This is a genomic window from Draconibacterium mangrovi (assembly GCF_010586825.1).
Lineage (GTDB): Bacteria > Bacteroidota > Bacteroidia > Bacteroidales > Prolixibacteraceae > Draconibacterium > Draconibacterium mangrovi.
This window is the reverse complement of the sequence record NZ_JAAAGB010000003.1, coordinates 262,560-286,756: the sequence shown is the minus strand read 5'-3', so window position 1 is coordinate 286,756 and position 24,197 is coordinate 262,560. Positions and strand designations below refer to the sequence as shown.

At 41.7% G+C, this 24,197-nt stretch carries 19 protein-coding genes; 7 read left to right on the top strand and 12 right to left on the bottom strand.

Annotated features, from left to right (window positions below):
* Positions 1 to 54: 54 nt before the first annotated feature.
* From G4420_RS10650 to G4420_RS10640, 3 genes are all read left to right on the top strand, one after another.
* Positions 55 to 1,836, top strand: a complete 1,782-nt coding sequence (locus tag G4420_RS10650; RefSeq protein WP_163323629.1) for a chloride channel protein — start codon at positions 55 to 57, stop codon at positions 1,834 to 1,836.
* Positions 1,829 to 3,631 carry a chloride channel protein gene (locus G4420_RS10645; protein ID WP_246241595.1) on the top strand — a complete coding sequence of 601 codons (1,803 nt, stop codon included), beginning with the start codon at positions 1,829 to 1,831 and terminating at the stop codon, positions 3,629 to 3,631. The genes G4420_RS10650 and G4420_RS10645 overlap by 8 nt, the downstream gene beginning before the upstream one ends.
* Positions 3,632 to 3,732: 101 nt before the next feature.
* Positions 3,733 to 4,728, top strand: a complete 996-nt coding sequence (locus G4420_RS10640) for a N(4)-(beta-N-acetylglucosaminyl)-L-asparaginase (protein ID WP_163323628.1) — start codon at positions 3,733 to 3,735, stop codon at positions 4,726 to 4,728.
* Between the two features lie 112 nt (positions 4,729 to 4,840).
* On the opposite strand, the gene G4420_RS10635 is transcribed toward G4420_RS10640, so the two are convergent.
* Positions 4,841 to 5,296: an RNA recognition motif domain-containing protein gene (locus G4420_RS10635; RefSeq protein WP_163323627.1), complete on the bottom strand. Its 456-nt coding sequence runs from the start codon at positions 5,294 to 5,296 to the stop codon at positions 4,841 to 4,843.
* A 338-nt stretch (positions 5,297 to 5,634) separates the two neighbouring features.
* Positions 5,635 to 6,357, bottom strand: a complete 723-nt coding sequence (locus G4420_RS10630) for a cytidylate kinase-like family protein (protein ID WP_163323626.1) — start codon at positions 6,355 to 6,357, stop codon at positions 5,635 to 5,637.
* Between the two features lie 272 nt (positions 6,358 to 6,629).
* Here G4420_RS10630 and G4420_RS10625 point away from each other — a divergent pair, with 272 nt between their 5' ends.
* A complete protein-coding gene (locus G4420_RS10625; RefSeq protein WP_163323625.1) occupies positions 6,630 to 7,676 on the top strand; it encodes a Gfo/Idh/MocA family oxidoreductase in 1,047 nt (348 codons plus the stop codon).
* A 136-nt stretch (positions 7,677 to 7,812) separates the two neighbouring features.
* On the opposite strand, the gene G4420_RS10620 is transcribed toward G4420_RS10625, so the two are convergent.
* The 10 genes from G4420_RS10620 to G4420_RS10575 all read right to left on the bottom strand — a co-directional run bounded on the left by G4420_RS10620 (position 7,813) and on the right by G4420_RS10575 (position 19,240).
* Positions 7,813 to 9,453: a SulP family inorganic anion transporter gene (locus tag G4420_RS10620; RefSeq protein ID WP_163323624.1), complete on the bottom strand. Its 1,641-nt coding sequence runs from the start codon at positions 9,451 to 9,453 to the stop codon at positions 7,813 to 7,815.
* Between the two features lie 167 nt (positions 9,454 to 9,620).
* Complete coding sequence (locus G4420_RS10615; RefSeq protein ID WP_163323623.1) at positions 9,621 to 10,538, bottom strand: aldo/keto reductase; 918 nt, start codon at positions 10,536 to 10,538, stop codon at positions 9,621 to 9,623.
* A 90-nt stretch (positions 10,539 to 10,628) separates the two neighbouring features.
* Entirely contained in the window at positions 10,629 to 11,435 is an 807-nt protein-coding gene (locus tag G4420_RS10610) for an FRG domain-containing protein (protein ID WP_163323622.1), read from the bottom strand.
* Positions 11,436 to 11,544: 109 nt separating this feature from the next.
* A complete protein-coding gene (locus G4420_RS10605) occupies positions 11,545 to 11,760 on the bottom strand; it encodes a hypothetical protein (RefSeq protein WP_163323621.1) in 216 nt (71 codons plus the stop codon).
* Positions 11,761 to 11,938: 178 nt separating this feature from the next.
* Entirely contained in the window at positions 11,939 to 12,640 is a 702-nt protein-coding gene (locus tag G4420_RS10600) for a class I SAM-dependent methyltransferase (protein ID WP_163323620.1), read from the bottom strand.
* Positions 12,641 to 12,794: 154 nt separating this feature from the next.
* Positions 12,795 to 13,580, bottom strand: coding sequence for a PhzF family phenazine biosynthesis protein (locus tag G4420_RS10595; RefSeq protein ID WP_163323619.1), 786 nt, complete (start codon positions 13,578 to 13,580; stop codon positions 12,795 to 12,797).
* 133 nt (positions 13,581 to 13,713) lie between these two features.
* A complete protein-coding gene (locus G4420_RS10590) occupies positions 13,714 to 16,125 on the bottom strand; it encodes a TonB-dependent receptor (RefSeq protein WP_163323618.1) in 2,412 nt (803 codons plus the stop codon).
* 93 nt (positions 16,126 to 16,218) lie between these two features.
* Positions 16,219 to 18,228, bottom strand: a complete 2,010-nt coding sequence (locus tag G4420_RS10585) for a sialate O-acetylesterase (protein WP_163323617.1) — start codon at positions 18,226 to 18,228, stop codon at positions 16,219 to 16,221.
* Positions 18,229 to 18,330: 102 nt separating this feature from the next.
* Complete coding sequence (locus tag G4420_RS10580) at positions 18,331 to 18,627, bottom strand: transcriptional regulator (RefSeq protein ID WP_163323616.1); 297 nt, start codon at positions 18,625 to 18,627, stop codon at positions 18,331 to 18,333.
* Entirely contained in the window at positions 18,620 to 19,240 is a 621-nt protein-coding gene (locus G4420_RS10575; RefSeq protein ID WP_163323615.1) for a hypothetical protein, read from the bottom strand. The genes G4420_RS10580 and G4420_RS10575 overlap by 8 nt, the downstream gene beginning before the upstream one ends.
* 240 nt (positions 19,241 to 19,480) lie before the next feature.
* Between G4420_RS10575 and G4420_RS10570 the strand changes: the two genes are divergently transcribed.
* The 3 genes from G4420_RS10570 (at position 19,481) to G4420_RS10560 (ending at position 24,195) form a co-directional block, all read left to right on the top strand.
* A complete protein-coding gene (locus G4420_RS10570; protein ID WP_045029855.1) occupies positions 19,481 to 21,085 on the top strand; it encodes a fumarate hydratase in 1,605 nt (534 codons plus the stop codon).
* A gap of 466 nt (positions 21,086 to 21,551) precedes the next feature.
* Positions 21,552 to 22,436: an NAD(P)-dependent oxidoreductase gene (locus G4420_RS10565; protein WP_163323614.1), complete on the top strand. Its 885-nt coding sequence runs from the start codon at positions 21,552 to 21,554 to the stop codon at positions 22,434 to 22,436.
* 211 nt (positions 22,437 to 22,647) lie between these two features.
* A complete protein-coding gene (locus tag G4420_RS10560) occupies positions 22,648 to 24,195 on the top strand; it encodes a basic secretory protein-like protein (protein WP_163323613.1) in 1,548 nt (515 codons plus the stop codon).
* The last annotated feature ends 2 nt before the right edge of the window (positions 24,196 to 24,197 follow it).

The following is a 24,197-nucleotide window of genomic DNA, read 5'->3' as shown; positions in this document are numbered from 1 at the left end:
TTCCTTAAAATTTGTTAATCGCGCTTGCTAATTGTTACTTTTACCAGATCAAAAATGGCAAAGCACAGACAGCATATTTTCGTAAGGTTGCACAGGTGGCGGTTAAAGCACCTGGGCGAGCGGGGTTTTTTAACCGTGCTGAGTATTGTTATTGGTGTTTTGGCCGGTATTGCCGCCGTAATTATTAAAAATACGGTGCGTTTTACGGAAGAGATGGTGCATCGTCTTGTTTCGAACGAATTTCAAAATTACATTTATTTTGCTTTGCCGGTTGTTGGTATTTTTCTTGCGATTTTGGTTATTAAATATATTGTTCGTTCAGAAGTCAGACACGGAATACCCAATGTGCTGCATAGTATCTCAAAACGAAAAGGAAAAATCTCAAAGCATAATTTATTTTCATCGGTTGTAACGGCTTCGTTAACCGTTGGTTTTGGAGGATCGGTAGGGCTGGAGGGCCCAACGGTTGCCACCGGAACGGCCTGGGGATCGTGGATTGCCAATATTTTTCGGCTCAACTATAAGAATACGATATTGATGCTTGCCTGTGCCTGCGCCGGAGCTATGGCAGCTATTTTTAAAGCGCCCATTGCAGCCATTGTTTTTGCTGTTGAAGTAATAATGATCGACCTCACTGTATTTTCACTGGTACCTCTTTTACTGGCATCATCAACGGCAGTGGTAACCTCGTATTTGTTTCTCGGGCAGGATGTGCTTTACCCTTTTAATGTAGTTGATGCTTTTGAATTGAGTGACGTACCTTACTACATTGCTTTGGGAATTGTAACCGGTTTTGTGTCGGTTTATTTTACCAAAATGTACTTGTTCATAGCTGATATTTTTGAGAAATTTAAAAGTAGCAGAATCCGGTTAGTAATTGGTGGAGCAAGTCTGGGGGCACTCATCTTTCTTTTTCCGGCACTTTACGGCGAAGGTTATGAATCGATAAACGAATGTTTGGCAGGCGATTTAAACTATCTTTTCGATAATAGTTTATTCTATTCGTTACGCGAAGAAATGTGGGCTGCCATGCTTCTTATTGTAGCTGTTATTTTGCTAAAAATTGTAGCTACGTCGCTAACGTTTGGAGCCGGTGGTGTTGGGGGGATTTTTGCGCCAACGCTTTTTATGGGGGTAAATACCGGAATGCTTTTTTCCCTGGTTGTAAGCCGGCTGGGCGTGCGCGAGCTAAATTCGAATAACTTTGCACTAATAGGAATGGCCGGATTAATTGCAGGCGTTTTACATGCGCCGCTTACCGGAATATTCCTCATTGCTGATATTTCAGGAGGGTACAAGTTATTTGTGCCACTTATGGTCACGGCTACATTTGCATATCTTGTTGTTAGGGCATTTACGCCTAACTCGGTTTATCATATTCAGTTGGCACGACGCAAAGAATTGTTAACCCACGATAAGGATGCAAATGTGTTGCAGATGATGCAGGTAAAAAAACTAATCGAAACTGACTTTGAAGTATTGTCGCCCGATGCAACTTTGCGCGACCTTACAGAGGCCATTACAAGGGCACACCGCGATTTGTTTCCGATTGTTAATGAGGACGGGACAATGGTGGGTATGGTAAAAATGGACGATGTAAGAACGATGATCTTTAAATATGAACTATACGACACTGTGAAAATTAACGAGTTGATGTATATGCCTGAATTTTCTATCGACCCGAATGACAGCATGGAGATTGTTACTGCTAAATTCGAGTCATCGGGGCGTTATAACCTGGCGGTGATAGAAAATGGTAAATACATCGGATTTATTTCGCGGGCACGTGTGTTTACCCGCTATCGAAAACAGATAATTGATGTTTCTCATGTTTAGATTATTTCGAATTAACAAGATGTTGCTGAATAAGTCACTTAACCGGCTTGTTGCCTGGCGAATTGCAAAAATTCCGGAAAAGAACTTTTTGTATTTGCTTAGTCTGATTGTAGGACTGTTAAGCGGACTGGCCGCCCTGTTGTTAAAAAACCTGATCCACTTTGTTGCTGAAGAGTTAACAGAGGTAATTTCTGTTGAAGGATTTAATTACCTCTATCTATTATATCCATTCATCGGGATAATGCTAACGGTGTTGTTTGTTCGGTATATAATTCGCGATGATATTGGGCATGGAGTATCTAAAATTCTCTATTCAATTTCGAAGAAGAGCAGTAAGCTAAAGCCTTCAAAAACTTATTCGTCGATGATTGCCAGTTCGTTAACCATTGGTTTTGGTGGATCGGTAGGATCGGAGGCCCCAATTGTTCTAACGGGTGCTTCAATCGGGTCGAACCTGGCACGTGTTTTTAAGCTTCGGTATAAATATATTACGCTTATGGTTGGTTGCGGAGCAGCCGGCGCAATTGCGGGTATTTTTAATGCGCCAATGGCAGGTATTGTTTTTACTCTAGAAGTGTTGATGCTCGATTTAACCATGGCCTTTTTAATTCCTTTACTGATTTCTGCAGTGTCGGCCACGGTAATCTCGTACTTTTTTATGGGCGAAGGCGTAATGCTTCACTTTGACCAGATAGCACCATTTCATATTAATATGATATGGATTTACATACTCGTGGGAATTTTTACCGGCCTGTTGGGAATTTATTTTACCCGCGGAACCATGTTTCTTGAAAAACATTTTGCCGCCATAAACAACTGGTTTGTTCGCGTGCTGATCGGAGCTGTTACGCTGGGTATTCTAATCTTTATTTTCCCTCCGCTTTGGGGCGAAGGTTATACCAGCATTAACTCGGTTTTTAATAACCAGGGGGCTGATTTATTAAATAATTCCATGTTCTTTCAGTGGAAAGATAATCCATACATCGTCTTATTGGTACTGGCCGGAATACTCATTTTTAAGGTGTTTGCAATGTCGGCTACAACCGGCTCGGGCGGTAACGGAGGTATTTTTGCTCCAACATTGTTTACAGGTGCTATTGCCGGCTATTTTTTGGTGTTTTTGCTCAATACTTTTTTCGATCTTGGAGTACCCGAAAATAACTTTGCATTGGCAGGGATGGCCGGAATGATGGCTGCTGTAATGCATGCTCCGCTTACAGGAATATTCTTAACCGCCGAAATAACCGGAGGTTATGGTTTGTTTATTCCCTTGCTGATTACTTCAACAGTGGCGTATGTAACCATAATGCGTTTTGAGCCGCATTCTATTTATACCAAACATCTGGCACAAACCGGCGATTTAATTACGCACCATAAAGACAAAGCGATTCTACGCTCGATGGAGGTAAAAAAGCTGATTGAGAACGACTTTGAAATTATTTCTCCCGATGCAAGTTTGCGCGATCTGGTAAAAGCAATTTCAAAATCGAACCGGAACCTTTTCCCGATTGTAGATGAAGATGGTTATCTGAAAGGTATGGTAAAACTCTCGAAGGTGAAGCACCTTATTTTTGAGCACGAACTGTACGATCAGGTGATGGTTAAAGACCTGATGTTTATGCCTGAATTCTATATTTCGTCGAAAGACAATATGGAAACAGTGGCCAAAAAATTTGAAACATCAAACCGATACAATCTTGCTGTTATCGATGATGGTAAATACCTTGGCTTTATTTCGCGTGCAGTGGTTTTTTCCAACTACAGAAAAACGCTGGAGTATTTCTCGCACGAATAAAGCTTTTTATTTAGATACATTAAATGTTTAAAATAGGCGGAGCGCTGAGTTTTGGAATTTATTTTCTTTACTTTTGAAAATAATTTAAAAAGTATTGAGTTATGATTTCCCGACGTTCCTTTTTAGCGAAAAGTTCGTTAATGTTTGCCGGTGCCGGTGTTGCCACAAAAGCATTTTCAAATTCGGTTTTTCAGTCAGTAAATAAATATCCCGTTGTAATCTCAACATGGAATCATGGTATGCCTGCCAATGAGGCTGCCTGGGAGATTTTGTCAAAAGGAGGACACTCGCTTGACGCAGTGGAAGCGGGAGTGCGCGTTCCCGAAGGCGATCCGAATGTAATTACCGTAGGAAAAGGCGGAATTCCGGATGCCAGCGGGAAAGTTACCCTCGACGCCTGTATTATGGACGAGAAAGGGCGTGCAGGAAGTGTAACCTATTTGCAGCACATTGTTCATCCGGTTTCCGTAGCTCGCCTTGTAATGGAAAAAACGCCACATGTGATGCTGAGCGGAAAAGGAGCATTGGAATTTGCACTGGATAATGGTTTTGAAAAAGAAAAACTTCTAACCAAAGCCCGTAAAAAAGAGTGGAAGAAGTGGAAGAAAGAAAATAAGGAATTCAGTAACAAGATCAATATCGAGAATGTTACTGAAGATAACCACGATACCATTGGAATGCTGGCACTCGATGAAGATGGACGTATTTCAGGTGCTTGTACCACCAGCGGAATGGGATATAAAATGCCCGGCAGGGTAGGCGACTCGCCGATTATTGGTGCCGGGTTGTTTGTTGATGGCGAAGTTGGAGGAGCAACAGCTACAGGATCGGGCGAACTGGTAATGAAAACGCTGGGTTCGTTTTTGGTGGTTGAGTTAATGCGTAGCGGCATGACGCCCGACAGGTCTTGCGAAGAGGCCGTTCGACGTATCGCCAAAAAGATTCCCGATTATCAAAATCATCAAATCGGTTATATCGCATTGAATACAAAAGGCGAGTACGGATCGTTTTGTATCCAACCCGGTTTTAACTATGCTGTAAAAACGGCTGAGCAAACCGAACTTATTGAGGCTGAAGCCTGGTTGAAGACATTATAAACTACTCAATAAAAAGTCGAAGGGCATACATTTAAAAGCTTTAGTATCTCATAATCCATAAAAAAAGGTGTTCAAAAATCGAACACCTTCTTTTAAATATCTTTCGGAAAGCTTACCAACGGTCGCCACCGCCGCCACCACGACGATCGTAACCACCGCCACCGCCTCTGCGGTCGCCACCACCGCCGCCACCGCGACGATCGTATCCACCACCGCCACCGCCTCTGCGGTCGCCACCACCGCCGCCACGGCTGTAACCACCACCGCCACCGCGGTTGTAGCCACCACCGCCGCCACCGCGATTAAAATCACGACGTGGACGCTCTTGTGGAGGATTTGCTTCTTTAACTACGATTTGTTTTCCTTCAATTTCAGCATCATTAAGAGCAGCAATAGCTGCGTTAGCTTCTTCTTCGTTTGGCATTTCAACAAAACCAAAACATTTTGAGTTTCCCGTTTCTCTGTCAAATACAACTTTGGCAGACGCTACTTCTCCGTGTGCAGAGAACAGCTCATTTAAGTAGTCACCTGTAATCGATGAGTCTAACTTTGCAACAAATAGATTCATAAAAATAGAAAAATATAAATGTATAAATGTAAAAATTGGCGGCATTATACCGCGTTATTCTTAAAAAATTATTGTTAAGTATAAAGAACGCGTCAGACGTTAAAACGGAAAATCACAAACACAGGTGAAGTGCGAATTAAAATCTTATATCAAAGTAACGGACTAATTATTAGATTTTCACAAAAAAGTCATTGTTTTTTTATTAAAAACTCAAAAAAAAATTCAAAAAGCAAAGCCTCTCCGAAGAAAGGCCTTGGTAAGGTGAGATTTTAATTAATTTCTTCCGATTTTCGGAAGATTTTTTTTCGTTACTTCTATTAGCTAAAATAGCAAATTTGTTAGAATTCGTAATGAGGAGCAATAATTTTTTTATTTCGTAATATGTTAATTACTGCATCAACGATCTGATCGTCTTCCATTGAGGCATAATTAAAAATCACATCAAAATCCTCATTTTCGGCTTTCCTGCCAATAATCTTTTCAATAAAGGCATCTCTCTTTTTATCCGCCAGCGTAATGTACTCTGCAGCCTCCATACGGGACATGTCTCTAATTTGCATTATGCGGTTAATTCGCCAGTCGGCAGGAGCTTCAAGCCTGATGTTCAGTTTGTTTGGTATATCTTTTAAAATGGCTCCCGACGAACGCCCGACAATAATAGTACGTCCGTGGTAGGCCAGTCGGCAAATAATCCCTTTTAAGGCCGCAATGAGTCTGTCGTCTGAAATGTCGTAAATCGTTTCATCCGAAAAGGCGCGGCCAACTTCCTTTAGAAACAATATCGACTCTTCCGCATCTTCAAAATCTCCCGACTTCAGTTCTTCAATCATTTCGTTTACAACATTTAAAAACACGGCTTTATCAACATATTTCCACTCCACATCGGTTTTGGTTTCCGACATGTAACTGTAACCGGTAAGGATTTTCGATAGTTTAATAGCGATACGTTTTGCCGAGCATCCGGCTTGTCGCGAAATCGTAAGAAAAGGTCCGGGGTAGTCACCTGATTCGAGGTTAATACATTTCGATTCCATTAGATAACTATTCAGAAAATTTTTCATATGATTAGGATTGTTTGTTTCCAGCAGTATCATATTTAACTCGCACCTTAAATACTCTTTGGGAAAAAATAAATGCTGGTGCCCGTTTCATAACCGGAATGTTAGTTTAGTTTATCAGACCAATTTACAATCAAATTTTGTGGAATAGAAGCGTTTGTGTTATACAATACCTTGTTTGGCGAATGTTATTCAGCAACTTTTGTGTGGGAAACTTATTTCTGTATTTTTATTGACTAGAATTTTGCGAGTATTCATTTCATACAACTTCGAGCATGAAAAATCAGGTTACAGTGGCGTTGGCTTCGTTTGGTATGTCGGGAAAAGTATTTCACGGACCTTTGTTGAAGGTAAATCATAATTTCAGAGTAAAATTGGTGCTCGAACGTTCTAAAACTTTATCGAAAGAGTTGTTTCCCGATGCGACGATTGTAAAAACCTACGACGACATTTTAACCGATAACGAGGTTGAGCTGGTAGTTGTAAACACCCCGGATAAGTATCACTATCCGATGGTAAAGCAGGCGCTGGAAGCCGGAAAACATGTGGTTGTAGAAAAACCGGCCACATTGCGGAGTGCAGAATTACAAGCGCTGATTGAACTGGCAAAAGCAAAAGGTTTGGTTTTTACTGTTTTCCAGAATCGCCGGTGGGATGGTGATTTTAGAACGGTACAAAAAGTTATTAAGGAAGCACGGTTTGGCCGGCTGGTGGAATTTGAATCGCATTACGACCGTTACCGCACCGAAATTACTCCCGGTACCTGGAAAGAAGAAGGCGATGAATATTGTGGCGTTTTGTATAACCTGGGGTCGCATATGGTTGATCAGGCTTATGTGCTATTTGGAAAGCCGCAAACGGTTACCGCACATTTGAAAACAGTGCGAACGGGAGGGGAAGTGGCCGATTATTACGATATTCGAATGGATTATGAAGGTTTTTCGGCCTTGTTAAAATGCTCGTACCTGGTTATGGATCCCGGACCGAGATATACTATGAACGGCGAGTACGGCACCTTTAAAAAGTGGGGAATTGATGGGCAGGAAGAGCTGTTAAAGGCCGGTAATTTGCCCAAAGGCGACGACTGGGGAAAAGAAGAAACCGATTGGTGGGGAACACTGGTTTACACCGAAAACGACGAGTATGTGGAAGAACTGGTTGAAACCATGCCGGGTGATTACCGCATTTTTTACGATAAATTGTATAAAGCTATGAGAAACGACAAAACCTTACCGGTTGATCCGGCTGAAGCTCTGGAAGTATTAAAAATTTTAGAGGCCTGCCTGTTAAGCAATAAACAGCGGAAAACGGTTTTGCTTTAGAAGCCTTTCGGAAGTGCGGAAGAAACAGGTACTTCAACTCAAAAAATAACCACTCGAAATCAAAAAATATATGCTTCAATTCAAAAAATAAGCACTTTAACTCAAAAAATGACTCCTCCGAATCGGGAAATACCCGTTACAAGTTGGAAAAAGATTTAGCAGAGCCGAGCGCTTTTTCAAACGAATCTTCCATATCGATGTAATCAATAACTTTTGGGCTGAGGCGTTTCTGCAAGTCGGTTTTTAGCTGCGAAGAAACCCCCGACAAAATAACTTTTACCCCGTTGTTTTGAAGGATTTTAAGTGAACTCTGCAGGTTTTTCATTCCCGTTTCGTCGATGAAAGAAACATGGCGCATACGCAGAATCAGCGTGTTGCAACTTTCCCCGATTTCCTGAATAACTTCGGAATAACGACGTGCCGATGCAAAAAACAACGGTCCACTGATTTCGTAAACCGAAACACCTTTTGGCAGCTGCGAATAGTCTTCAATTAAATCGGTGTCAACAATGTTATTTATTCGTTTTTCGCTAATGTCCGACATCCGTTTCATAAAAAGGATAGCCGACAACACCACACCAACCTCAATGGCCACAGTTAAGTCAACCAATACCGTTAAAATGAATGTTGTAAGTAGTACAATTATATCGAAAACTGAGCCCTTTAGAATAGACGCAAACGAGCGCCATTCGCTCATGTTATAAGCAACAATTATTAGAATTCCGGCGAGGCACGACATCGGAATCAATTTCGCCCACTTGCCCAAAAACAGCATAATCAGCAACAAGGTAACGGCATGTGCAATACCTGCAATAGGCGTGCGTCCGCCGTTTTTTACGTTGGTTGCCGTACGTGCAATAGCTCCGGTTGCCGGAATACCGCCAAAAAACGGGGTAACCACGTTGGCAATTCCCTGGGCAATTAATTCGGTGTTCGAGCGGTGTTTTCCACTTATCATACCATCGGCAACCACGGCCGAAAGCAACGATTCAATACCACCCAGCAATGCAATGGTAAGCGCCGGTTCGAGGTAATTTTGCAGATCGTTCAAACGAATTTGCGGAATGGTAAAATGAATGGTATTACTGATCTCTCCAAAATAGGTTTCGATAGTTGCAACAGGTAGTTTAAAAAGCTGAACAACCAGTGTTACAAGGATAATGGCCAAAAACGATCCCGGTATTTTTTTTACAAATTTTCCGCTGATGAGCGTAATGCCAATTGTTGCCAGTGTTACCAGTAGAGCTGTAATATTTACACTGCCCAGGTTTGTGATATAAACGTGCCATTTTTCGATAAATCCCGAAGGAAGATTTGTAATAGTTAAACCGAGCGCATCTTTTATTTGCGTAGAGAATATTACTAATGCGATACCGCTTGTAAATCCAACGATAAGCGGGTGGGGAATAAATTTTAGCAAAGTCCCCAGTTTTAGTAAGCCAAAAAGAATAAGGATAATACCGGCCAAAACGGTAGAAATGATGAGTCCGTTTACACCGTATTGTTGAACAATTCCGTAAACAATTACAATAAATGCTCCGGTAGGACCGCCAATCTGCACACGGCTGCCACCTAAAAACGAAATAAAAAAACCGGCAACTACAGCAGTTATCAGTCCTTTTTCGGGCGATACACCGGAAGCAACAGCAAAAGCAATGGCCAGCGGAAGGGCAACAATACCAACAACAACTCCGGCAAGTACATCCGATGTAATTTGTTTTTTACTGATGCCATTTTTTAAAATCGTAAATAGTTTGGGCTTAAATACTGTATTCATGATACTGATGAAATTTCGCGCAAAATTACATGGATTACCGCCTCATTGTTCTGTACTTAAGTCGGAAAATTAATCAGATCTGTTATTTTCAGTAAATCAAGGCCTTACGAAGTGCATATTTTTTAACATTGGCTTGCCTGAACCCCGATTTATGAAGAAAACTGCTTTTAGTACAGTTTCTTTAATTGGGTTTCCATTCGCGAAATGTAATTATCAACCTGATCTTTTGTTTCGAAGCCAACCAACATCAGGTCCACACAACCCAATCCCAAAACAAAACGTAATGAGTTATCTATTTTTTGGCTGTCGTCGCGTAATTGACCGTTGCCAACGAGTTTCATTCCAATAATGCCTTTCCCTGATTGGTGCAATTGCTGAATAACCTCTACCACTTCCTGCGGATCGGGTTTGTCCATCGCAATTCCGTAAGGATTGATACGTGCATGCAAAACATCAACCCACGAGCTTTTTACTGCATCTTTCATGGCATCAAGCGAGTGCACCGAAACGCCGTGAGCTTTTATAATTCCTTTCGCTTTCAGGTTCGAAAGAATTTCCATTTGGGGTTTTAAGGTTTCTGTCCAGTCCTCGTCAACCATACAATGAATTTGCACCAAATCGATGTAATCGGTATTCAGTTCTTTACGGAATCTCTCCACCACAATATTGGCATCGGGGCGTTCTTGTTCCGGAATGCCACCCGGGCGTGTCCATATTTTTGTGGTGAGCGTTAGTTCTTCACGGTTCATTTTCGTCATTGCTTCGGCAAAAAGCCCGTGTGTGCCATAGGTATCAGCCAAATCAAAATACCGGATGCCTTTGTCGTATGCGTGATGCAACAGATCGAGACTGGCATTTTTATCCTGCTTGGTAAGGAAACTAGTGCGGTTGGTAGCGTGTACTCCGGTTCCCATTCCCAACAGCGTGGTTTTTATCCCCGAATTCCCCAACTCCACCAACTGAAATGGATCGTGACTCCGCGCCGGAATATTACCGGCATATAGTGGATTCGAAAATAAAACATGTGCAGTACCTGCGCTAAGCGCTCCGATAAATTTTCGTCGATTCATTTGAAAGTTGGTCATAAGGATATTTTTTAGTCATTTTAATTAAAAACAGTAAGCGGATGAATTTGTTGAATGCAAATGTTTTAACCAGTTGTTTGTCTGTTTCGATTATTGTTTTGGCCGGTAATGTCGTTTTAACCAACTAGCCAAACCATCAAGCCCGGGGAAAAGTACCCGTTCGGTAATATTCGCCTGGTCGAGTTTGTCGCGTACTTCCCATTTTAATTCAGCCGGAATAACAATGCGCCGGTACAGTTCGGGATGTTTAACCAGCCACTCGTCCAGAATCGAAGTGGCGCTTGTCATTACCGAAAACAGTGCAAACTGGTTTACAATCCGGTCGTCGATCGATGGCGGTTCAAAAAACAAAGCATGGCCTCTGCCAATGGTTTCATCCAGTTTCTGAATTGTCGGGAAAACAGATTCCAGCATTTCCACGGTAAAAGCATTGCATTTTTCAAGTGTAAGCAATTCTTTTAACGGTTCAGGAATAAGCCGGTTTACCTGAACAAAATCTACTTTCCAAATCACGCCATCCAAATCATATTTTTCGGTGTTCGATGTGGCAAAGTGCATGGCAATATAGGGAGAGTAAGTCCAGTCGAGCAAACGTGTGGCTAAGCCATGGTGCTGAGCAAGTACCAGTGCCCGCAGTGGTGTGTTTGCCAGAGAAAAATCATCGATACGGGCATATTTACGGAAATTACGCAGCATATGGTATTCCAGCTCCGGACGTTCTCCGCAGTTTCGAACAAAGCTGTTCTCCAGTTTATAATGGCAGTCGGAGAGGCCGCGAAATGCAAAGTCGGACCTAAACCGTCCAAGATCCGGTTTCCACGACTGGTGGTAAACTTCCTGTGTTAATTCCTCCCAGCTGTTAACCCGAATATCGTTTGATGTGATCTCGCAATTCATAAATCAATAGTTCCGAATTTAGAGTTACCTAATGTACAAAAAACAAAACAGGAAACCATTAAATGATTTCCTGTTTAATTCTTTGTTGTTTATTTCGAAGAGGAGGGTGTTATTCCATACTTTCTTTGGGGGGTGTTTTTTCTTTATCCGGGGCGTCTTTTTGGGCTTCGGCTTCAAAATTTGCATTTTCTTCGGTTTCAGCAGCTTTTACCTTGTGGGTAATAATTTTCTCCACCGGGTTCGATTTTTTTACCAGGTCGATTTTGTTGCTGATCTTCAATCCGAGAATGTAAAAAATTGAGGAGATGAGGATAAGAGCTTTCATGGTGTTTTCTGTTTTAATTCGAACACCAAATTATGTAAACGTCAGTAAATACCGAAATTATATCTGTGAATGAGCTGAATTACTCTGCCAACGGCATTTTAAACTCTGCGAAAGGACTCACTCGATCGATTCCCGGTTTGTGCCGAACGTGAAAAATTTCGTGGTAACTGTACAATCTTTAAAGATTTAGTCTTGCCAGGTAGTCGTGATGCGTACCTTTTTCCAGCAAAGTACAGTTATAACCCACTTCGTTGGCAACAAGTTGCAGGGTGTTGAAATCGATAAAAAGCCAGTCGAACTGCGCCTCTTCTTTCCTGAAACTCACTTTGTACTGCATTTCGCCATAGTAGTTGTTGTTGGCAATATCAATCCACTGCGATCCGTCTTCTTCTTCAAAAAGGTATTTTATATCCGACGAGTCGATTAAAATCTGGCCCCCTTCCAACAGAAGGCTTTTTAAATGAGAAAGTAATTTTTTTAAACCTGCGATGGTCCCGCCAATGCCCGAACCGTTCATCAGCAACAAAATGGTGTTGTATTGTTCTTCGCTGTATTCAAAAATATCGGCATGAACCACTTTTACAATTCCCTGTTTGCGCATCACTTCAACCGAAGCTTCCGATTTTTCAAGCGCAGTAACACTATAGCCTTTTTTCTGCAGAATGAGTGAATGACAGCCTGCTGCAGCACCAATATCCAAAATGCGGCCTTTACAATTTTTCAGGGCAACTTTTTCGATTTTGTGCAGTTCTTTTTCGCTGCGGAAAAAATACGATGGGGCAATGGTTTCGCCTTCAGTATAATTCGAATCTACCTGAATTTGAGGCGCTTTTCCCCGTTCAAAATATTCTTTAATGGCCAGGCCAATCGGATCGTTCATTTTTAAATATAAATAGTGAATATGAGTGCAGTTGTGTATTTATCTTCGGCAAATATATACGACTTTTCTTTAAGTTAATCCATACCTCCCGACAAATAAATCTGAATAAAAGTTAAGTGTTACTGCTGAAATAGAAATAAAAGGAATGAAGTGCTTAAATATTAATAGTTCCTACCAGGTAAGTTACTGCTTTGCCGCCTATCTCAACGCGATCGCCCAATTGTTTGCAATGCAGCACTCCGCCTCGTTTCGATATTTGTTTTGCCAGCAGGTTTTGTTTATCCAGTCGAGCCGACCAGTATGGTATAAGCATGGTGTGCGCCGACCCGGTGACGGGGTCTTCATTAATGCCCACCGATGGGGCAAAAAAGCGCGATACAAAATCGTATTTCTCCGATTTGGCCGTGCAGATTATTCCCCGCGAGGTGGCTTCCAGCATTTTTGTGAAATCGGGCTCGAGGTTGGCAATGTCGTTTTCATTTTTAAATACCAGCATCAGGTCTTCGCGTCCTTTAAAACATTCCTGCGGATGGATGCCAAACGCCGTTTTTAACCCGGTGGGAATATATTTGGCCTCCACTTCTGATGCCGGAAAGTTCAGTACCAGCAAATCGCCTTCTTTTTTCACGCTGAGTTTACCGCTTCTCGACTTAAAACAGATGCTATCGGCAGTATAATTTAAATGCTGAAACAGAACATGCGAAGTCGCCAGTGTAGCATGACCACAAAGATCGACCTCGGCTTCAGGAGTAAACCATCGGATATGGTAACAGTCGTCTTTTATAATAAAAAATGCTGTTTCCGAGAGGTTGTTTTCCATGGCCAATTTTTGCATGATATCATCCGGAAGCCACTCATCATTCAGCGGAATAACGGCTGCAGGATTTCCTTCAAAAATCTTCTCGGCGAAGGCATCCCCCTGGTATACTGTTAGGTTCATAGAGTAACTAATTAATTTGCAAGGCAAAGTTAACCGATTGGCTACAATAGTTCATATCAAACACGTTGTACGCCAAAGTTTTAATGTTGCTTAAACATTACATTATGTAATGAAATGAATATGTTGCTGTGTTTTAGAATTTTACCGTAAGTTTCAAGTTGAACTTTCTTGAAGTAAGATAATTCGGAACCGCATACTGGTCGCCATAAATACTCGATACCCAAAAATAGGAGATGGTATTGTTGATATCCAGCAGGTTAAATACCTCGAGGCTTAACGATAAATCGGTAATATGCCTGAAAAACGGGCTGCTGGAGCGGTTTGCCCTGCTTATAAATACTTTTGAAAATCCAAGGTCGATGCGGCGGTAAGGCGGCATACGAAAAACATCCTGGTAGCGCTCGCCATTTGGAGGCCCGGTGGGCAGGCGGGCCCCGTAAAAACCCGACAATTGCATTTTGTATGTTGGATTTCCGGGTAAATAATCCTGGAAAAACAAACTAAAATTCATCCACTGATCGGTAGGGCGTGGAATCATTCCATGTCCGTCGCCTTTAATATCTTCTTCGGTTTGCAGGAACGACAAACTGGCCCATGATTGCAGTCCGCTCACAAACTCACCATTAATTTTAAAATCAACTCCTGTGGCATAACCGGTTGCTTCTTCTTCGGCCAGGTAACGTATACGAACATTATCTATCTGATAAGGAATCAGGCGGTTCATGTGTTTGTAGTAGGCCTCGGAAGTAAAACGAAACGGGCGATCCCAGGCGGTAAACAACAGATCGGTTCCACCAAGGACCTGAAACGAACGTTGTGCTTTTGAGTTGTAATTTATATAGCCGTCGCTTTGTTTCAGCTCCTTAAAAAAGGGCGACTGATGATACCAGCCCGCCGATAAACGGAACGACATTTTTTTCTCCCATTCGGGGAAGTAGCTTAATGTGGCTCGCGGACTCACCAGTAATTCATTGTTAAAATCCCAGTAATTGAATCGCACTCCGCCAGTTAAATACAAATCGCCATTTTCGGTGGGTACGCTCCAGCTGTCCTGAATATATCCGGTTACCCTGTTAGAGCTGATTTTGTTTTTGGCATTAAGCGTATAAAACAATTTTACTTGCTGATCTGAATAAGGGATGGAATAACCGGCAGAATCGCGGTAGATCCACTCGTTTAACTCGTCGTTTATTTTTTCGTGCTGAAATTTAATTCCCCAGTTTATCAGGTGCTTCTCCGAGTTATAGGCTCCTTTGTGCGAAAAACTGTAAACGGTTGCATCCAGACTGTTTCGGGCATGATTGAGAAATGTACCTACTCCCAAATTCAGCGTGCTGTCGCCAAACTCATCCGAGCCCATATTTCGCTCCAGCTGGTTTAAATAGTATTGCCCCTGAATATCGTAAGTCTCTTTTTCTTTGGCGTGGTAAGCCGATGCAATAAACTTCAGGTTTAGGTTGGCATTGGGATGATAGTTAGCAGTTACAGCTCCTAAATAGGTTTGAAAATCATCCTGTTCCTGTCCGTCAAAATATATTTTGGTGTTAAATGGGTTTTGCCACGTACCAAAACTTGTCTCGCGGGTTTGCGGAATAAAATTGTATTGGTTTTGCGCTACGTTACCCAAAAACGAGAGATCGAACTTCTCGTTAAACTGATAAGTTATATAGGTTTGAAAATCAAGAAAACGTGGGTCGTATTCGCCCTGCTCATCCAAACTCCCCAATATGTAGCGGTTGGTTTTGTATCGAATTCCTGAAATATGCGAGAGCTTTCCCTTTAGCGCTACGTCTTCAAAATGCGCCGAAGCACCGAGCATACTAACTGATGCCGATCCGCTAAAATCGCTTGGTCTGCGGTATTTTATATCAAGTACCGACGACATTTTATCGCCATATTTGGCATTAAAACCACCCGCCGAAAAATCGACGGTAGAAACCATGTCGCTGTTTATAAAGCTCAAACCTTCCTGTTGCCCCGAGCGAATCAGGAACGGACGGTAAACCTCCACATCGTTTACATACACCAGGTTTTCGTCGAAATTACCACCGCGAACCGTGTATTGTGAGCTTAACTCGTTATTTGATGAAACACCGGGCAATGTTTTTAGTCCGGCTTCAATACCTCCCGAAGCACTAGAAATGGAGTTGATGATTTTTGGATCGAGACTAACAATACTTCCTCCGTTGCGTCGCTGTTCCTTAACGATTATCTCTGCCAGTTCCAGGTTGGCTTCCGGCATGGTAATCTGTTTGATAATCGTTTCTTCACGATTGGCATAAACTGAATCCTGAAAAGTTTGATAGCCCAGCGATGAAAAAATTATCGTGAGCTGTTTGCGCGCCGGAATACGAAGCAGAAATTCGCCATCGGCATTTGTTGTGGTTCCAAGGGTTGGATATTCTTTTAATACCACATTTACCATATCTATCGGAACACCGTCCTGATCAGTGATAACTCCTTTTAACGTTGCATTATTACTTTGTGCAACAGCAACTAGTTGGGTTAGCAGTAATAAAAATAGAGTGGTTAAGTTTTTCATCATTAACACAAAGCTATGCAAAGGTGTTTTATAATCAACATTTTATTGTTCAATAAATTGTGCTGCCGGTATAATTTATTTTCAATGCAGAGCTGTTTATTTTGTTATTCCCGGCCAGTCATCTGTTCTGAAAGGATTGGCCGGCAGAAGTTCCAGGTTATACAGGTTTAAATCATCAGGATTGTCGGCCCAGCCAAAACGCACTGCCACCGGATCGGTAACCGCGTACGAATAAACAACCACCGTGTTTTTATTGATAACCTCTGCTTTGGCCCAGTAGAACTGACGATCGGCACCCGCAATTGAAAATGCATTTACATAGCCGTATTTGTCTTTTACGGCCAGTCCCGAGCCAGTATTTGAAAAAGTTATGTAGGCTTTCCCGTCTTTAAATTTCACCGATTCGAAAGTTGGGCCGGTGTATACAATATCTTTTCCGTAAGCCACTTTAAAAGCATTTAAAGCCAGTCGCTTGCCAACATCCTGTTTGTTGCGCGGATGAATATCATCAGCTTCACCAATATCAATAGCCGATGCCATACCGGTATTGGGCAGCTCCAGCGTTTTGGTTTGTGCTTCGCGTAACTCTGCCCACTCGCTATCCGTTGGATTTTGTACCGGTTTCATATAATTGGCCAACTGCACAAACAGAAATGGGAAATCTCCCTGGTTCCAATGCGTACGCCAATCGTTTATGAGATTCGGAAATACGCGCTGATATTGTTTGGCACGGGTGGCATTTGATTCGCCCTGGTACCAGATAACACCTTTAATCCCGAATGGTACAATTGGATTGATCATTCCGTTGAATAAAAGGGTAGGATACGAGTTCGGGCCAAGATTTATATCTTGCACCACTGCTTTTGAAATTTTGAATTTCCAGTCGCCCGAGATATCGATTTTTTCCTGCCCGATAGCCACGTACTGATCTTCGGGAGTGCCCCATATTCCGCCACCGCCGCCGGTGTCGTTAACACGAACAACGATCATATTTTTTCCAGGGTTCAAATATTTTTTGTCGATGGTGTAAACGCGTTCCTTATTGTACTGATTTTCGGTTTTCCCAATCTCAATACCATTTAAAAAAGTAATATCAGAGTCGTCTATTTTCCCCAAGTGCAGATTCATATTCGTTTGGGTCTGGTCTTCTGTCAGGTCAAGTTCTTTTCGGTACCAGGCTACTCCGTCAATATCAATATAACCTTGTTCTTCCCATAATCCGGGAGCTATGATTTTACTCCAGTCGGTATCGTTTAACTCCGGATCAGACCAAACGGGTTTTCCGTCTTGCATTCCTTTGTCTTCGGTTGGAATTTCGCCACCGAGTATTTTTCTTATCTCAGCTTCCTTGTTCTTTTTGTATTCCTCCAGATTCATTTGTTGCAGCTCAATCATCGGTTCTCTGAAATCAGGATCGTTTTGAATGGTTTGTGCGCTGGTCCATGTTTCGGCAACGGTGCCGCCCCACGAAGTGTGAATAAGTCCGATCGGAACATCAAGATCTTCCTTCAAAGCCTTGCCAAAGAAATAGCCAACTGCAGAAAAGTTATGGGCCGTTTGGGGGGTGCATTCCATCCATTCGCCACTTTCAATATCCTCTTCAGGAAATTGTGCCACCCGACGTGGTACCGTAAACAAACGAATATTGGGATGATCGGCAGCATCTACTTCTTCATCGGCATTTTTTACCTGTGCCAGCGGCCATTCCATGTTCGATTGCCCCGAACACACCCAAACCTCGCCAATCATTACATTTTTTAGCGAAATGGTGTTTTTGCCTTTTATCATCAAGGTATAAGGACCTCCATATTCTTGTGTCGGCAGTTTGGCCATCCATTTGCCATCCGAATCAGTAGTGGCCTTAGCATTCGCCAGGAGAATGGTCACGGTGGTTTTTTCACCTGTACCAAAATCTACTTTTGTTTTTTGCGCAAGAAGTGAAACAGATATTTCTTCTCCTTCGGTTGCCCAGCCCCATACCGGAATTTCAATTCCTTGCTGAAGCACCATATTCGAACTAAATATTTTTGGAAGTTGTACTTCTGCTTTTACAGTAAAAACAAGGGCAAAAAGTAAAACATATAAAAAGTGGATTTTCGTTTTCATCTGAATATATTTTCGTTTTCTCAAAACTAATGAATTGAATGAAATATACAGCCAATTCAAAAGGCTTTAAACGTAAACTATAGATAAAACGGAAGGCGGGGGCTATAGTTTTCCCGATTTTTTGAAATATTCTGAAATGGCTTCTACATAGTTTTCGTAGGCCGTAATTCCTTTTGGGGTGATACTTAAAGTGGTGAGGGGATAGTTTTTGCGGAACGACTTTTTAACCTTTATGTATCCACCTTCCTTAAGTTTTGCGATCTGAAAACTCAGGTTACCTTTTGTGGTTTCTATGTTTTCGAGCAAATACGAAAATTCGGCCGACTTTGCATTAAGCAAAATAGTCATAATAGCCAGCCGTACCTGCGAATGAAGAAGTGGATCGAGGTTTTTAAACATGGGCCGGCTTTTTACTTTTCAGATACATTAAAACGCCCGGGATTACAAAACAGATAAAGTTGGCTATTGCCCGAATCAGAAACTGGTCGGCCAGTTCAACCCGGGCACACATTATTGCCGCAATCCACATAACTGCACCGCTGATTGATAATAAATTGTATCGATAAATTCCACCTGTAACAAAAAGTGCGAATCCAATCAGTACCATTTGAAGAGGGTGGAGCAGTGCAAAATCAACTTCCTGCAAGAAGCTTTTGGTAACGATCACGTTCAGGTTATGGGCAATGATAATTCCAATCCAAACAAAACGCGTTGAAATAGCAGTGTAAGTGCGGAGTTTGGGTTTGCGAAAAAATAGATAATAGATGGTAAAACCGATTAATAATACGGCTCCTACAATATTTAAAATATTGATGATATTACGTTCCCAATAAACCACAAGGTGAGAAGATTTGTAATAGTGCAGGAAGAATCCAATGGTAAATGATGCCCCCCACAAGATGAGCAGAATTCCATCCTGGTATAACGAATGTTTTGAAGTGGCAATAGCCGTTTTGAGTGTTTTCAACATTTCGTTGTCACTCATTTCCTGGTTTGATGTAGTTGAGCTCATGATACTTATTTTGTTTATAAAATTAAACAAGTTTGTAATACAAACCAAATGTTGCTGCAAAAAAATGCCAGTCAGATTAAGTATTCTGAAATCAATAGTTGTTGCGTGTGCATATAATGATCATTGGATTCAAATACATCGAATGTTTCGGGTTAAATTTTTCAGGTTTCGCTTTAAAATAAAATAGAAACAAACGAATAGTTTTATCTTTGAAGGAAAATTAATTTAACCGATTATACAATGGCAGATTTTAAATATCAAAAACCATTTCCAATTTTAAAAGACGATACCGAATATCGTTGTATTACAAAAGATTATGTGTCGACCATTGAAGTTGATGGCCGCGAGATTTTAAAAGTTGACCCCAAAGGTTTGGAAGAACTGGCAAAAGAAGCGTTTACCGACGTTTCGTTTTACCTGCGTGCCTCGCACCTTGAAAAACTGGCCAAAATACTCGAAGACCCGGAAGCAACCGACAACGACAGGTTTGTAGCACACACCATGTTAATGAACCAGGCTGTTTCGGCCGAGGGCGAACTGCCAACTTGCCAGGATACAGGAACAGCAATTGTTATTGGTAAAAAAGGAGAAGATGTATACACTGGCGCCAACGATGCCGAAGCCTTGTCGAAAGGTATTTTCGCTACCTATGCCGAAAAGAACTTACGCTATTCGCAGGTGGTGCCTTTTACCATGACCAAAGAAAAGAACACCGGAACAAACTTGCCTGCACAAATTGATTTGTATGCCGAGCAAGGAAATAAATACGAATTTTTATTTGTTACAAAAGGTGGAGGTTCAGGTAACAAAACCTACCTCTATCAGCAAACCAAATCGTTGCTGACCGAAGAAAACCTTACCAAATTTGTTCAGGAAAAAATTATGGATCTGGGTACTTCTGCCTGTCCTCCGTATCACCTGGCGCTGGTAATTGGCGGTACTTCTGCCGAAGCTACATTGGCGACGGTGAAAAAAGCATCAGCAGGTTATTTAGATCATTTACCAACCGAAGGTAATGAAGGTGGTCAGGCTTTCCGCGATTTGGAGTGGGAAGAAAAAGTAACCAAAATTTGCCAGGAAAGTGGAGTGGGTGCTCAGTTTGGCGGAAAATATTTTGTGCACGATGTACGTGTTATCCGCTTGCCACGCCATGCAGCTTCGTGCCCGGTAGGTTTGGGTGTTAGCTGTAGTGCCGACCGTAACATCAAAGCAAAAATTACCAAAGACGGTATTTTCCTTGAGCAACTGGAGAAAAATCCGGCTCGTTTCTTACCGGCAAAAGCACCGGCGATGAGTCCGGCTGTCGATATCGACCTGGATCAGGGAATGGATAAAGTATTGGCCGAATTAACAAAATACCCAACAAAAACGCGTTTGAACCTGAGCGGTACTTTAATTGTAGCCCGCGATATTGCTCACGCGCAGATTAAACAAATGCTCGACGAAGGCAAACCAATGCCCGAGTATTTTAAAAACCACCCGGTATATTATGCAGGCCCTGCAAAAACACCAAAAGGAATGGCTTCAGGTAGTTTCGGGCCAACAACGGCAGGCCGTATGGACCCGTATGTTGACGAGTTCCAAAGCCACGGCGGATCGATGATTATGCTGGCAAAAGGAAACCGCTCTCAAGCCGTTACCGACGCCTGTAAAAAACATGGAGGTTTCTACCTCGGTTCGATTGGCGGACCGGCTGCTATTCTGGCCAAAAACAGTATTAAATCTGTTGAGGTGGTCGATTTTGAAGACCTTGGCATGGAGGCTGTTCGTAAGATCAAAGTGGAGAATTTCCCTGCATTCATTATTGTTGACGATAAAGGAAACGATTTCTTTAAAGAATTGTAAGAATAATTTGATTAGATATAATAGAAACCTTCGGAGTTTATCCGGAGGTTTTTTTATGCTGTGGATGAGGCATTTTTAAAAGAAAACGGAAAGTAGTCAGCATCCACTCTCCGTTATCAATTTATAAATCTATGCGAAAGATTTGGCCTCAAATATAAATTATAATTATTTTACTTTAAAAAATACGGAATTGTAATCGGACTGTTGTAGAGCATATTATAAAAGAGTATTAGGTACTTTTTATAAAGTTTGTTTACAGGCGAGATGTATGTAAGGTTTAGGAAATCAGAGTTAAAGGCGGGAAATTTAATTACCTTTTTTAGATCAAAACAGGTAGTTACTTTTGCATATAGAGTGTAAAATTAATTCATTATAAATAGTGATTACAAATACGAATTATTGATGGCAGAATGATTTTGTTCAATGTCATGAAAACTTTAGCTTTGGCATACTTAAAAAAGCACGAATGAAAAAAGATATTACAATTGGTTGGATTGGCACCGGAGTGATGGGAATATCCATGCTGGGTCACTTAAATAAAGCCGGATATGAGTGTACCACTTATACCCGAACAAAAAGTAAGGCAGATGCTTTGCTGGCAAACGGTGTAAAATGGGCCGATAGCCCGGCAGAAGTTGCAGCAGTTTCCGATGTTATTTTTACCATTGTGGGATTTCCGAAAGACGTGCGCGAAGTGTACTTTGGCGAAAACGGGATTCTGGCAAAAGCGAAACCGGGTGCTGTTTTAGTTGATATGACAACCACAGAGCCGAGTTTAGCCGTTGAAATTTATGAGGCAGCCAAAGCTAAAGGTATTCAGTCGGTTGATGCACCGGTTTCCGGAGGTGATGTTGGTGCAAAAAATGGAACATTGTCGATAATGGCCGGTGGCGATAAAGAAGCTTTTGATAAGGTTTATCCGTTGTTCGAAACTATGGGAAAACAGATCGTTTACCAGGGAGAAGCCGGATCGGGGCAACATACCAAAATGTGTAACCAAATTACCATTGCCGGAACAATGATAGGTGTTTGCGAAGCTTTGTTGTATGGACATAAAGCCGGTCTTGATTTGCCAACCATGCTTTCATCAATTAGTGGCGGAGCGGCAGGTTGCTGGACACTCGATAACCTGGCGCCACGTATTGTAAACCGTAATTTCGATCCCGGATTTTTTGTGGAGCATTTTATAAAAGACATGGGTATTGCTCTGAAAGAAGCCGAAGCAATGGGCTTGTCGTTACCGGGACTGGCACTGGTAAAACAACTTTACCTGGCTGTTCAGGCGCAGGGCCACGGAAAACTCGGAACACATGCACTAACCCTTGCTTTGGAAAAGTTATCGGGTTTGTAATATTCGTTCCATTTTCTTGTATCCCGGGCGGAATTATATTTTACAAGGCACTATTTTCTGTTGTAAATGTGACATTTTGTTGAAACAATTTGTTCACATCATATTATTGTTAATCGACTTTTCGTCCGAAATCTTATATTCGCGCTGCATTATAGATATCGAGTAATCGTAACAACGCAGAAGCAACTAATTTATTTATCCAAATTACAATATGAAGAATAATATCGTTGGAATACTTTTTACAACTCTGGTAATTCTGAGTTTAAACGCGTGTAAATCTAGTCCTGATTTGAACGAGGGGACACCTGGTGTTGATTGGAATTTATATGAAGCACCAAAGGTAACACTTCAAATTGAAGCGGAAGGGCATGAAGGAATCGCGAAGTATTTAGAGTTGGTGGAAAAACAAGGATATGATGGTATAGAAGATTGGGTACAATATTGTTGCCTTGAAATTGCAAAAGAGCTTTATTACACACCGGAAGAGGCAAATAAACACGGACTGAAAGAGATTACTTATAAACTGAACGATGGAGGAGCACTTTCTTATAAAGGTGGCAGTGTACCGCACATCGAAATTGGTTTCGATTTAAACTACCTGGTTAATTTTATCGATAAGCATGGTATGGATGTGGCTCGTGATGAAATATATGGAGTTTTGTGTCACGAAATAACACATGGTTTGCAAAATGAACCCAAAAATGCCGGTGGCTACAACGGAGGTACTGAATGTTTTGGTTTTATCGAAGGTACTGCCGATTTGAGCCGTTTAAATACAGGTGGCTTTAATCCTGAACGTTTTCCGAAACAGGGAGGAACTTTCCGCGATGGCTATAATACAACCGCATTTTTTTATTTGTGGATCTATAAAAATCTGAGCAATAACTTTCTAAAAGATATTAATCGTACTGCGGAGGAATATGAAACCTGGACGCTATCGGCGGTTACCGAAGAGTTGTATGGCATGTCTGCTGATGTGCTCTGGAAGCTTTATCAGAACGAAGTGGCCGCTTATCCCTGGGATAATGCAGAAGACCTAAAAGCGTGGTTTAACCCGTCAGCCTTTAGTATTTTACAGAACGAAACCGTTACTTTTTCACCATTAATCAAGGATGGAATTAACTATAACTGGACTTTCGAGGGAGGAATACCTGCAACAAGCACTGAAAAGTCGCCGGTAGTTTCGTATGCGAATTCGGGTGATTATACCATATCGCTTATCGTAGAACAAAACGGAAAAAAAGATACATGTTCATTAACGAAGCTGGTTAAGGTTATTGATCCATATGCAACGATGGATATTACCGATTTAGCCGGCAAAGTTACTTGTCAGTACAACGATTCGCCATCCGGCGAAGGGCTGAAAAACAGTATTGATAATAACCCGGGCACAAAATTCCTGACTTTTAATTCCTCAGCCTGGATACAGTTCGAGATGGAGGATGTTTATCAACTGGAAAAGTACACCATAACATCTGCTAATGATGCGCCTATGCGCGACCCAAAAGACTGGGTACTTAAAGGCTCGAACGATGGAGTAGAGTTTATTGCTATCGATACACGTGTTGATGAGAATTTTTCCGATCGCGGACAAACACTGGAATTTCTTTTGGAAAATTCACCTGCCTATAAAATTTACAGGTTTGATCTCACTCATAAGGGAATAGATCGTTTTGGCAGAGCTGTTTTACAATTGGCAGAAATTGAACTTATCGGTAAAAAACAAGCAGACGATGAGCTGGTTGCTGCTAAACTCTGATA

Bases quoted from the DNA above. Each gene is read 5' to 3' on its own strand.
- G4420_RS10650 (WP_163323629.1), top strand. From the start codon at position 55: ATGGCAAAGCACAGACAGCATATTTTCGTAAGGTTGCACAGGTGGCGG.
- G4420_RS10645 (WP_246241595.1), top strand. From the start codon at position 1,829: ATGTTTAGATTATTTCGAATTAACAAGATGTTGCTGAATAAGTCACTT.
- G4420_RS10640 (WP_163323628.1), top strand. From the start codon at position 3,733: ATGATTTCCCGACGTTCCTTTTTAGCGAAAAGTTCGTTAATGTTTGCC.
- G4420_RS10635 (WP_163323627.1), bottom strand. From the start codon at position 5,296: ATGAATCTATTTGTTGCAAAGTTAGACTCATCGATTACAGGTGACTAC.
- G4420_RS10630 (WP_163323626.1), bottom strand. From the start codon at position 6,357: ATGAAAAATTTTCTGAATAGTTATCTAATGGAATCGAAATGTATTAAC.
- G4420_RS10625 (WP_163323625.1), top strand. From the start codon at position 6,630: ATGAAAAATCAGGTTACAGTGGCGTTGGCTTCGTTTGGTATGTCGGGA.
- G4420_RS10620 (WP_163323624.1), bottom strand. From the start codon at position 9,453: ATGAATACAGTATTTAAGCCCAAACTATTTACGATTTTAAAAAATGGC.
- G4420_RS10615 (WP_163323623.1), bottom strand. From the start codon at position 10,538: ATGACCAACTTTCAAATGAATCGACGAAAATTTATCGGAGCGCTTAGC.
- G4420_RS10610 (WP_163323622.1), bottom strand. From the start codon at position 11,435: ATGAATTGCGAGATCACATCAAACGATATTCGGGTTAACAGCTGGGAG.
- G4420_RS10605 (WP_163323621.1), bottom strand. From the start codon at position 11,760: ATGAAAGCTCTTATCCTCATCTCCTCAATTTTTTACATTCTCGGATTG.
- G4420_RS10600 (WP_163323620.1), bottom strand. From the start codon at position 12,640: ATGAACGATCCGATTGGCCTGGCCATTAAAGAATATTTTGAACGGGGA.
- G4420_RS10595 (WP_163323619.1), bottom strand. From the start codon at position 13,580: ATGAACCTAACAGTATACCAGGGGGATGCCTTCGCCGAGAAGATTTTT.
- G4420_RS10590 (WP_163323618.1), bottom strand. From the start codon at position 16,125: ATGATGAAAAACTTAACCACTCTATTTTTATTACTGCTAACCCAACTA.
- G4420_RS10585 (WP_163323617.1), bottom strand. From the start codon at position 18,228: ATGAAAACGAAAATCCACTTTTTATATGTTTTACTTTTTGCCCTTGTT.
- G4420_RS10580 (WP_163323616.1), bottom strand. From the start codon at position 18,627: ATGTTTAAAAACCTCGATCCACTTCTTCATTCGCAGGTACGGCTGGCT.
- G4420_RS10575 (WP_163323615.1), bottom strand. From the start codon at position 19,240: ATGAGCTCAACTACATCAAACCAGGAAATGAGTGACAACGAAATGTTG.
- G4420_RS10570 (WP_045029855.1), top strand. From the start codon at position 19,481: ATGGCAGATTTTAAATATCAAAAACCATTTCCAATTTTAAAAGACGAT.
- G4420_RS10565 (WP_163323614.1), top strand. From the start codon at position 21,552: ATGAAAAAAGATATTACAATTGGTTGGATTGGCACCGGAGTGATGGGA.
- G4420_RS10560 (WP_163323613.1), top strand. From the start codon at position 22,648: ATGAAGAATAATATCGTTGGAATACTTTTTACAACTCTGGTAATTCTG.